The following is an 8,980-nucleotide window of genomic DNA, read 5'->3' as shown; positions in this document are numbered from 1 at the left end:
GGCAAATGTGGGCGTAAGTCCGCTGGATACGAGGTGGCCTTGAGCTTCACCAGCAAGCCGTGAACACCTCGAGACTCTTGTCATCAATGAGGAACTAAGGGAGAGTCTCGAACCATTCATTGATGATGTTCAGTTTTTCTCGTCTGTTCTGGAAACACCGGCGAGCTTATACTATTGGTTTGACATGCGCTTGCCTAGAAACTAGATTTATACTCCTGTTTTATGCGGGGCCGTAGCTCAGTTGGGAGAGCGCATGAATGGCATTCATGAGGTCGCGGGTTCGACTCCCGTCGGCTCCACCACCCTTCAGACTATGAGCCGGGAATTAGAATGTTCTTTCGGAAAAACTATTTTTTTCTCCCCGTCCTGCCACTGGGTTACCAGCATCCGGTGTCCCGTCTGCCGCAGGGTCTCGGGATCAATACGGAAATCCCCGTAAAAAGTCGCGAAGCGGGAGCGCAGGGCTTCGCGCAGGAGTACCTGTTCGTCCGTTTTGCCTGTTGTCTCTATTAGATTTTCGATTATAACTCCCATGTTATAGGACTGTGCGGCGGTGTAGTCGGGCGTGTATCCGTAGGCGCGGGCAAACCTGTCTGAAAACTCCCTGGGAGTCGGGCCGAAATCAGGAGACAGAGAAAGCGTCGGTTCCCACTGGCTTGTCGAGACAAAACCGTCTGCTTCCCGCCCGAGACGTTTTTCAAACTCGTTTACCGCCGCCGCAAGCGTCGCCACTACCCCGAAGTCAAGGTCTGAGTTCCTCCGTATCCACTTGGCGAGATTTATGTCGTCTTCCATCCCCCCGCAGCAGAGCACGCAGGAAGCGCTACGGCTTTTTGGGCGGGCAAGTACGGTGGAGAAGTCTTCTGTGCCGGAGGGAAAATCATAAACGGCTGCCGAAATACCTAGTTTCTCCGCGCGAAGCAGAGCCCCTTCGCACACGGTCTGGGAAAAGCGGCTTCCCCCAAGACGCAAAACGAAGAGCTCCACAGCTTGGTTATAGCAGTTGTGGATCATATCCACGACCGCTTGGAAGTAAGAAGATGCCCCGGTTATCGCGCTTACCGTTTTGCCCCGGGCGCGAGAAGGAATATCGTCAAGCGACCCGCCGTAATTCCACACTACTCTTTGGGCTCTCTCTGCAGTCTCAACGCACGCAAGCGTTAGGCTGCTTGAATATGGCCCCAGCAGTATGTCTACTCTGTCTTTTCCTATAAGGCGGAGGGTGTTCTCCTTTGTTTTTTCGGGGATACTCTCGTCGTCATAGAAGACGAGTTCCGGAACCAGGGATTTTCCATCCCCCGTCTCTATTCCTCCCCTAGAGAGCAGTTCCTCGGTAAAAAGTTTTATTCCCCGGAGGCTTTCCCTGCCCTGGATCGCGTGGCGTCCTGAGAGTGTTGCGGAAAGGCCGATTTTAAAGGAGTCCATTTCGAATCAGAGCAGGATTTTTACCGCCTCTTCAATTCTGTTTAAGCCCTCTTCTATGTTCTCCATGGACATCGCGTAGGATATCCTGAGGTAGTTTTCTTTTCCGAAGGCTATGCCAGGAACGACGGCTACTTTCGCCTCTTCGAGCAGGAATTCGGTAAACGAAACTGATCCGTCGATTCTCTTATCTCCGTATGCTTTCCCCACGAAACCGCTTATGCTCGGGAACACGTAGAACGCTCCCATGGGGTTAAAACAGGTAAATCCCGGGATTTCGTTCAGCCTTTTTACTATGAAGTTCTTCCTTCTCTCAAATTCCCTTGCCCTTTTGCCTAGCAGCTCCTGCGGTCCTCTAAGCGCCTCAAGGGCTGCCATCTGCGAGATTGAAGAGGGGTTTGAGGTTGACTGGCCTTGCAGCTTCGCCATCGCGCTTATTACTCTTTTGTCTCCGGCGGCGTATCCTATGCGCCATCCGGTCATTGAGTAGGATTTGGATACTCCGTTTACGAGTATAGTGGATTTCTTAGCCTTGTCGCTAAGAGAGCAGACAGATACATGTTCAGTATCTGCGTAGATTATTTTTTCGTATATTTCATCTGAAATTATAATCAGGTCGGCGTCTAGGGCTGCTTTTACTATCTCCTCAAGTTCCCCGCGCGAATAAGTGGTTCCCGTTGGGTTCGAAGGATAGTTAAGAATAAGGGCCCGCGTCCTTTCGTTTATCTCTGCCTGAAGCTGCTCCGGGGTGATTTTGAAAAGCCTGCGTTCATCTGTGTCCATGATCACCGGGGTTGCGCCCGTAAGCGCCACCTGCTCGGGATAGGAAACCCAGTAGGGGGCCGGAATTATGACTTCGTCTCCAGATTCGAAAAGTGCTTGGGTGATGTTGTATATCGAGTGTTTTGCCCCGCAGGAAACCAGTATTTCGTCCCTTGAGTACTCAAGGCCGTGATCTTTTTTCAAAGACGCCGCTATCGCGTCTTTGAGCTCGTCGATTCCACCCACGGCAGTATATTTCGTAAAACCGTTTTTAATCGCGGCCACGCCTTCTTTTTTCACGTTCTCCGGGGTGTCGAAATCGGGTTCCCCCGCTCCGAACCCTATGATGTCGACTCCCTGGGCACGAAGCGACTTGGCTTTTGCCGTTATGGTCAGAGTTGCAGAAGGTTTCAGATTGCTGACCCTCTCTGAAAGTCTCACTTTATCATTTCCTCCGTTCTCCGGCCGGGCGAAGTTTTTCAATCAGTTTTTCCTCAACCACTGCTGGCACAAAATCTTTTGCGGAACCTCCCAGGGAAATGATTTCCTTTATCAGAGAGGAGCTTATGTGAGAGAACTGGCTTTCGGTCACCATAAACAGCGTTTCCACCTCTTCGTTCATAAGCTTGTTTGCGGTGGCCATCTGAAGTTCGTATTCAAAGTCCGAATGACACCTCATTCCGCGCAGTATGGTGTTGGTTTCCTTCTCTCTTATGTAGTCGGCCAGCAGTCCCTCGAAGCTTTCAACCTCGACGTTGGGGAAATCCTTGGTCACCTCGGCGATCAGAGATACTCTTTCTTCGGTCGAGAGCGTCGTTTTCTTTGAAGTATTGTGTCCGACCGAAATTATTATTTTCTCGAATATTCCCGCGGCCCGGGTGATTATGTTAAGGTGCCCGTTTGTGAAAGGGTCGAAGGAACCCGGATAGATTACAGTTTTGCCGTTCAATCTAGCCTCCTTAGAAAACTTACGGAGGTACCTCCGTATTTTTTGGTTCTCACGTCAAGTCCTTCAGAATTAATAACGTTTCTGGATGGATGTTCAATAACCATTACTCCCTTCTCCCCGACGACGCTTCGTATATCGCGGGCAAGCTCATGAGGCTCGGTCTTTTCGTAAAGCTCGTACGGGGGATCGACGAAAACAACATCAAACCCGCGATTTTCCGCACTTAACATACTCAATGCTTTTCTGAAATCAAAATTGAGTATTCTTGATCGTTCCGTGTATCCCAAGGAACGCAGATTCTGGGCGATTATTCCCGTTGTGCCGGGGTTTTTCTCAACGAAGACACAAAATGCGGCTCCCAGGCTCAGAGCCTCGATTCCCAGATTCCCCGAGCCTGAGAAAAGATCAAGCACCCTTGTTCCCGCCACTTCGGGGCCAAGGATGTCGAAAATGGATTTTTTTATTCTGGACGCCGTGGGTCTAAGTGATTTTCCCCTTGGGACTTTCAGTTTTTTGCCCTTGGATTGCCCTGTAAGTATGCGCATATCGATTATTTCAACTCTTTCGTCTAAGCCTCCGGATTTGCTCCCTGTCTTGCTCTGGAATTCACGGATTTATTCATGTAAAATACCATTCTAACCGGTTTGTTTCACAACCATTCTTTTTCTTTTCTCCGGAGGGCTTTTTCAGGAATGGACACTTCATCCAGAGTGCAGACTGTAAACATTGAAGATGAGATGAAGGAGTCCTATCTCAGCTACTCGATGAGCGTGATAGTCGGAAGGGCTCTTCCCGACGTGCGCGACGGACTCAAGCCCGTTCACAGGAGGATTCTCTACGGAATGAACGAGGTCGGAAATGTTTGGAATCGTCCCTACAAGAAATCCGCCAGAGTGGTGGGGGATGTCATGGGTAAATACCACCCTCACGGAGACTCGGCGATCTACGACTCCCTTGTCCGGATGGCCCAGGATTTTTCCATGAGAATTCCGCTTGTCGACGGACAGGGCAATTTCGGTTCCGTTGACGGGGACAGTCCGGCGGCCATGCGCTACACGGAAGTAAGGCTCTCGAGAATTTCTTCTGAGATGCTCGAGGATCTTGATAAGGAAACAGTCGAGTTTTATCCCAACTACGACGGGGGAGAACTCGAACCGAGCGTACTGCCGACCAAGGTGCCCAACCTTCTTCTGAACGGTTCCTCTGGAATCGCTGTGGGCATGTCGACCAATATTCCTCCTCATAACCTCGGGGAGCTTCTCGACGCCGTGGTGGCGCAGATACGAGACCCCAAAATCACCGTTGACAGGCTGCTTCGGATCATGCCGGGGCCGGATTTCCCGACGGGGGGTTTCGTAAGCGGTAGGGATGACATTCGCACCGCCTACGCCACCGGTCGCGGAATAGTAAGGATGAAGGCCAGGGTAGCTATAGAGAAGCAGAAAAAGGGGAACAGGGAGGTGATAATCGTCACCGAGCTTCCCTACCAGGTTAACAAGGCGCGCCTCGCGCAGAAGATCGCCGAACTTGTGAGAGAGGAGAAAATAAAGGGTGTCTCCGATATAAGGGATGAGTCCGACAGGGAGGGTATAAGGCTTGTTATCGACGTTAAAAGCGGAGAGCACGCCCAGGTGGTTTTAAACCAGCTCTACAAGCATACGCAGATGTACACCTCTTTCGGCATCATAATGCTCGCGCTTGTGAGAAACCAGCCGAAGGTTCTTAGCTTAAAGGAACTCCTAGCCCACTTCGTAGAACACAGAAAGGAAGTAATTACCCGCAGAACCCAGTACGAGCTCAGAAAGGCCGAGGAGCGTCTTCACATCCTCGAGGGGTTCAAGATCGCTCTTGATAACCTTGATGAGATCGTGGAACTCATAAAAGGCTCGGAGAGCCCCGCGGCCGCGAAAGCTGGCCTTGTGCGGACGTTTGCACTTTCTGAGCGTCAGGCCCAGGCCATCCTGGAGATGCGTCTTCAGAGGCTTACTGCGCTTGAGAGGGACAAGATACTCGAGGAAAGACGAGAGCTTATAGCAACCGTGGCGAAACTCAGGGAGATACTGGGGAGCGAAAAGCTCATACTCGATCTCGCGGTTGAGGAACTCACCGAACTCAGGGAAAAGTTCGGGGACGCTAGGAGAACAGAGATCGTGGAGGATGTCGGGGAGATATCCATTGAGGACCTTATAACCGACGAGGAGATGGTGGTTACCACGACCTACGGGGGCTACATAAAGAGCATACCTCTCAGTGTTTACAGGAACCAGAGAAGGGGCGGGCGGGGCAGAACCGGAATGGGCACGAGGGACACCGATTTCGTTAACGACCTGTTCACCGCATCAAGGCATAACAGCATTCTGTTTTTCTCAAGCCTCGGGAGATGCTACTGGCTCAAGGTCTACGAGATTCCAGAGGCTACCCCCGCGGCGCGGGGAAGGGCCATGGTGAACCTGCTTAACCTTGACAAGGGGGAATCCGTGGCGGCAGTGCTGCCCGTAAGAGACTTCTCGGAAGATGTTTCCATAGTCATGGCGACCCGGAACGGAATCGTCAAGAAAACGAAGCTCAAGGCCTATTCCCACCCTCGCGTAGGGGGAATAATCGCCCTTAACATACGTGATGGAGATGAGCTTGTGGGGGCAGAGCTTGCGTCTGAAGAAGACGAAGTGCTTCTCACTTCAAGGAACGGACAGGCGATCAGATTCAAGGGTACTGACGTAAGAAACATGGGCCGTGTGTCTACCGGAGTCAGGGGCATAAATCTCAGAGAAGGGGACGAAGTGGTGAGCCTTGAGGTCATAAGGAACCAGAACGCGCAGATACTAACGGTGACAGAGATGGGTTACGGCAAGCGCACCAGCATTTCCGAGTACAGGCTCACAAAGAGGGGAGGGCTTGGTGTGAAGACCGTCAACATAACCGAGAAAAACGGAAGGGTGGTCGGGGCGTTTCAGGTGGATGACGAGACGGAGATCATGATTATAAGCGATCAGGCGGGCAAGCTCATAAGGACGAGCGTCTCGGGGATACGCAATACGGGACGCAGCACCCAGGGAGTAAAGGTCATAAACCTTGAACCTGACGAACTTGTGGCCGCGGTAGCGAAGATCGCGGAGGGTGATTGATGATAAAGGAAATAGAAAACGTGCTCTCCGGTTTTCCGGGCTATAACTGCTTTGCATGCGGTCCGCACAATGAGCACGGACTTCGCCTTAAGTTTTTTCATGATCAGGAAACCGATGAGGTGTTCACCACCATCTGTACGGATGAGCATTTCTGCGGCTGGCCGGGGATAGTGCACGGGGGAGTTCAGTGCGCCCTTGTCGACGAGGTTTCTTTCTGGGCCATGTTCAATGAAACCCGCAAGATTGCCTTTACGGCGAAGATAGACATTGCTTACATGAAGAAGGTTCCAAGCGGCGCAATGCTTGACGTGAGAGCCAAGATAAGGGAGATCAGGGGAAGAAGAGTTGAAGTCGATTCGGTCATAAGGAATGAGGACGGAACGGAACTCGCAAGCGCCGCCGTTACCTACGTGTTTCCCCGAAAGGAAACTCTGCATCAGATACTGGGCCCTGAGCTTCTGAGCGAAGAGTTCTTACAATACGTGAGGGATTAGATGATGAGACTGGGAATTATATACAATACTAGACAGAGTCGGGTATAATATAGTAATGATAAGGACTTATAAATGCAGGGTGAAGTTGTCAAGGCCGGGGCATGAAGCGCTCTCCCGTATTTTCGGGATGTGCGCCACGCTCTACAACGCCTGCCTTGAGTCCCGGATTGACTGCTATAAAAAGACCCGCAAGTCCCGCTCATATTACGACCAGTGCAAGGAACTGACCGAGGTCAGGGCGGATGATCCCGAGTATGCCGATATAAGCGTTCAGGTGTTCCGAGGGGTCGTGGGCAGGATAGACAAGGCGTACAAGTCGTTTTTCCGCAGGGTGGAGAGGAAGGAGAAAGCGGGCTCTCCCCGGTTCAAGAGCTCCAGACGCTGGCGGACGATAGAGATAAACGACCAGTGCTGGCAAATGCTGAAGCGGGAAGGGAACAAGATAGTCCTCAAGATAAAGGGGCTTCCCCGGATAGAGTTGAAGACCTCTCGAGAACTCCCCCCGAATAGCCGGCTCAAGGCAATCAGAATTACCAGGAAGGCCCTGCGTACAGAAGTTGCCCTGTCCTACGAGCTGCCGACACCCGAGACTAAGCCGGTCACTAACCCCGTGGGAATAGACATGGGGATATCGAAGCGTCTGACTCTAAGCAACGGGGAGACAGTGGAGAAGCGGGAGATAGACATGAAGGAGATCAAACGCCTGCAACGCTCAGTATCCCGCAAGGAGAGGAGAAGCAATAATTGGCGCAAAGCCGTATCCCTGCTCGCCAGGGAATGGCAGAGGGTATCGGACGGGGAGAGGGATTATCTTCATAGATTAACTTCTGAAATTGTGAAGATATACGATTTCATAGCGGTAGAGAAACTGATTACAAAGAACATGCTTCGCAACGGGAAGTTGGCAAGGAGCATATCTGATCAGACTTGGGACAAGCTCATAACGCTGCTTAACGAGAAGGCCGAAAGAGCCGGCATTAGGATGGTGGAAGTGGACCCCAAGGGGACATCTCAGGAGTGCTCAAGTTGCGGAGCGACGGTAAAGAAGTCTCTGTCTGTGTGGACGCATAAATGTTCATGCGGATACGAAGCGGACAGGGACGTAAACGCAGCGTTGAATATCCTTCATAGAGGCTTGGCTTCTATCACGGGTGGGAAGCTCGATATAGAGTCCCGTGCGGTCGGAAGGATGAAACAGAAGCAGGCTGATGTAGGGCCTGTTCGGCCAAGAACAGTAGAGGTAACTGTCTAGTTATGACTATAATTCCCATAAGACTGTATGAGCACCCGCTTTCCGGAAACGCTTATAAGGCGAAGCTTCTTCTGCACCAGCTTTCGGTCGAATACGAAGGAGTAACAGTGGATATATTCTCGGGGGAACATAAAAAGGAGGAATTCTCAGCGCTTAACCCCAATTGCAAGATCCCGGTTCTCTCGGACGGGGATTTCGTCATGTGGGAATCAAACGCGATACTTTTCTATCTGGCGAACAAGTTCTCTCCGAACCCCTACCTGTCCAACGATCCGGAGACCTACGGTCTGATTGCGCAGTGGACTTTTTTCGGAAAGACAACCGTAGATCCGAACCTCGCGGTCGCTAGGTATTTTGCGAAGTTTCTGCCATCTGACCAGGTACCGCCCGGGGCGATGGAGAAGCTCCATGTGCAGGGAAATGCAGCGCTTGCGATACTTGACGATCACCTCTCCCGAACCGAGTTTCTCTGCGGGGAATACTCAATAGCCGATATCGCGTGTTATCCCTACACGATGCTTTGCGAGGAAGGGGGTTTTGACTTGGCAGCGTATCCGTCGATCAGAAGATGGTGCGAAAGCGTCGAGGGAACTCCCGACTTCATTGCTTTTGCCGGTTAGAGCCGGGCGTATTTTATGGAGAAGGAAGTCGAGCTTTTTTTGGAACTGCTGGGGAAGACCCAAGGAGGGGTTGCCTTTACGGGAGCCGGAATAAGCACCGAATCCGGAATACCCGACTACCGTTCTCCAGGGACGGGCATGTGGGAGAAAATGGACCAGTCGGTAGTCTCGCTTTCCGGGTTTTTGAGAAATCCCGAGAATTACTATTCGTATGCCATGGAATCCTATCCTGTGAGGGCGGCCGCCGAACCCAACGCGGGCCATTACGCGCTTGCGCGTCTCGAGAAAAGGGGCTGGCTCAGGGGTGTTATAACGCAGAACGTGGACGGCCTCCATACAAAGGCGGGTTCTGAGAA

General features: G+C 51.8%; 9 protein-coding genes and 1 tRNA gene. 6 read left to right on the top strand and 4 right to left on the bottom strand.

What is annotated here, in order from left to right; genetic code table 11:
* The first annotated feature begins 226 nt into the window (after positions 1-226).
* Positions 227-302, top strand: a tRNA-Ala gene (locus tag OXG10_08515).
* 4 nt (positions 303-306) lie between these two features.
* Here OXG10_08515 and OXG10_08510 read toward each other — a convergent pair.
* From OXG10_08510 to rsmD, 4 genes are read right to left on the bottom strand one after another with little or no spacing between them, the layout of a single operon-like run.
* Positions 307-1,425, bottom strand: a complete 1,119-nt coding sequence (locus OXG10_08510; GenBank protein MCY3827396.1) for an ABC transporter substrate-binding protein — start codon at positions 1,423-1,425, stop codon at positions 307-309.
* Between the two features lie 6 nt (positions 1,426-1,431).
* Positions 1,432-2,625, bottom strand: a complete 1,194-nt coding sequence (locus OXG10_08505) for a pyridoxal phosphate-dependent aminotransferase (GenBank protein ID MCY3827395.1) — start codon at positions 2,623-2,625, stop codon at positions 1,432-1,434.
* A 4-nt stretch (positions 2,626-2,629) separates the two neighbouring features.
* Complete coding sequence (gene coaD / locus OXG10_08500; protein ID MCY3827394.1) at positions 2,630-3,133, bottom strand: pantetheine-phosphate adenylyltransferase; 504 nt, start codon at positions 3,131-3,133, stop codon at positions 2,630-2,632.
* Complete coding sequence (rsmD, locus tag OXG10_08495; GenBank protein MCY3827393.1) at positions 3,130-3,678, bottom strand: 16S rRNA (guanine(966)-N(2))-methyltransferase RsmD; 549 nt, start codon at positions 3,676-3,678, stop codon at positions 3,130-3,132. Before rsmD ends, coaD begins: the two co-directional genes overlap by 4 nt.
* A gap of 147 nt (positions 3,679-3,825) precedes the next feature.
* Between rsmD and gyrA the strand changes: the two genes are divergently transcribed.
* The 5 genes from gyrA to OXG10_08470 all read left to right on the top strand — a co-directional run.
* On the top strand, positions 3,826-6,258 hold the full coding sequence (gyrA, locus tag OXG10_08490) for a DNA gyrase subunit A (GenBank protein MCY3827392.1): 2,433 nt from the start codon (positions 3,826-3,828) through the stop codon (positions 6,256-6,258).
* Complete coding sequence (locus OXG10_08485) at positions 6,258-6,752, top strand: PaaI family thioesterase (GenBank protein MCY3827391.1); 495 nt, start codon at positions 6,258-6,260, stop codon at positions 6,750-6,752. The genes gyrA and OXG10_08485 overlap by 1 nt, the downstream gene beginning before the upstream one ends.
* A 55-nt stretch (positions 6,753-6,807) precedes the next feature.
* Complete coding sequence (locus OXG10_08480) at positions 6,808-8,004, top strand: transposase (protein ID MCY3827390.1); 1,197 nt, start codon at positions 6,808-6,810, stop codon at positions 8,002-8,004.
* A gap of 2 nt (positions 8,005-8,006) precedes the next feature.
* Positions 8,007-8,624, top strand: coding sequence for a glutathione S-transferase family protein (locus OXG10_08475; GenBank protein MCY3827389.1), 618 nt, complete (start codon positions 8,007-8,009; stop codon positions 8,622-8,624).
* Positions 8,625-8,639: 15 nt separating this feature from the next.
* On the top strand, positions 8,640-8,980 hold a 341-nt coding region (locus tag OXG10_08470), incomplete at its 3' end, for an NAD-dependent deacetylase (GenBank protein MCY3827388.1).

The organism is Candidatus Dadabacteria bacterium, from assembly GCA_026706695.1.
Lineage (GTDB): Bacteria > Desulfobacterota_D > UBA1144 > Nemesobacterales > Nemesobacteraceae > Nemesobacter.
Note: the sequence above shows the minus strand (reverse complement) of the source record. Positions and strands in the feature narration are given on the sequence as shown.

Bases quoted from the DNA above. Each gene is read 5' to 3' on its own strand.
- OXG10_08480 (MCY3827390.1), top strand. From the start codon at position 6,808: ATGATAAGGACTTATAAATGCAGGGTGAAGTTGTCAAGGCCGGGGCAT.
- gyrA (MCY3827392.1), top strand. From the start codon at position 3,826: ATGGACACTTCATCCAGAGTGCAGACTGTAAACATTGAAGATGAGATG.
- rsmD (MCY3827393.1), bottom strand. From the start codon at position 3,678: ATGCGCATACTTACAGGGCAATCCAAGGGCAAAAAACTGAAAGTCCCA.
- OXG10_08485 (MCY3827391.1), top strand. From the start codon at position 6,258: ATGATAAAGGAAATAGAAAACGTGCTCTCCGGTTTTCCGGGCTATAAC.
- OXG10_08475 (MCY3827389.1), top strand. From the start codon at position 8,007: ATGACTATAATTCCCATAAGACTGTATGAGCACCCGCTTTCCGGAAAC.
- OXG10_08510 (MCY3827396.1), bottom strand. From the start codon at position 1,425: ATGGACTCCTTTAAAATCGGCCTTTCCGCAACACTCTCAGGACGCCAC.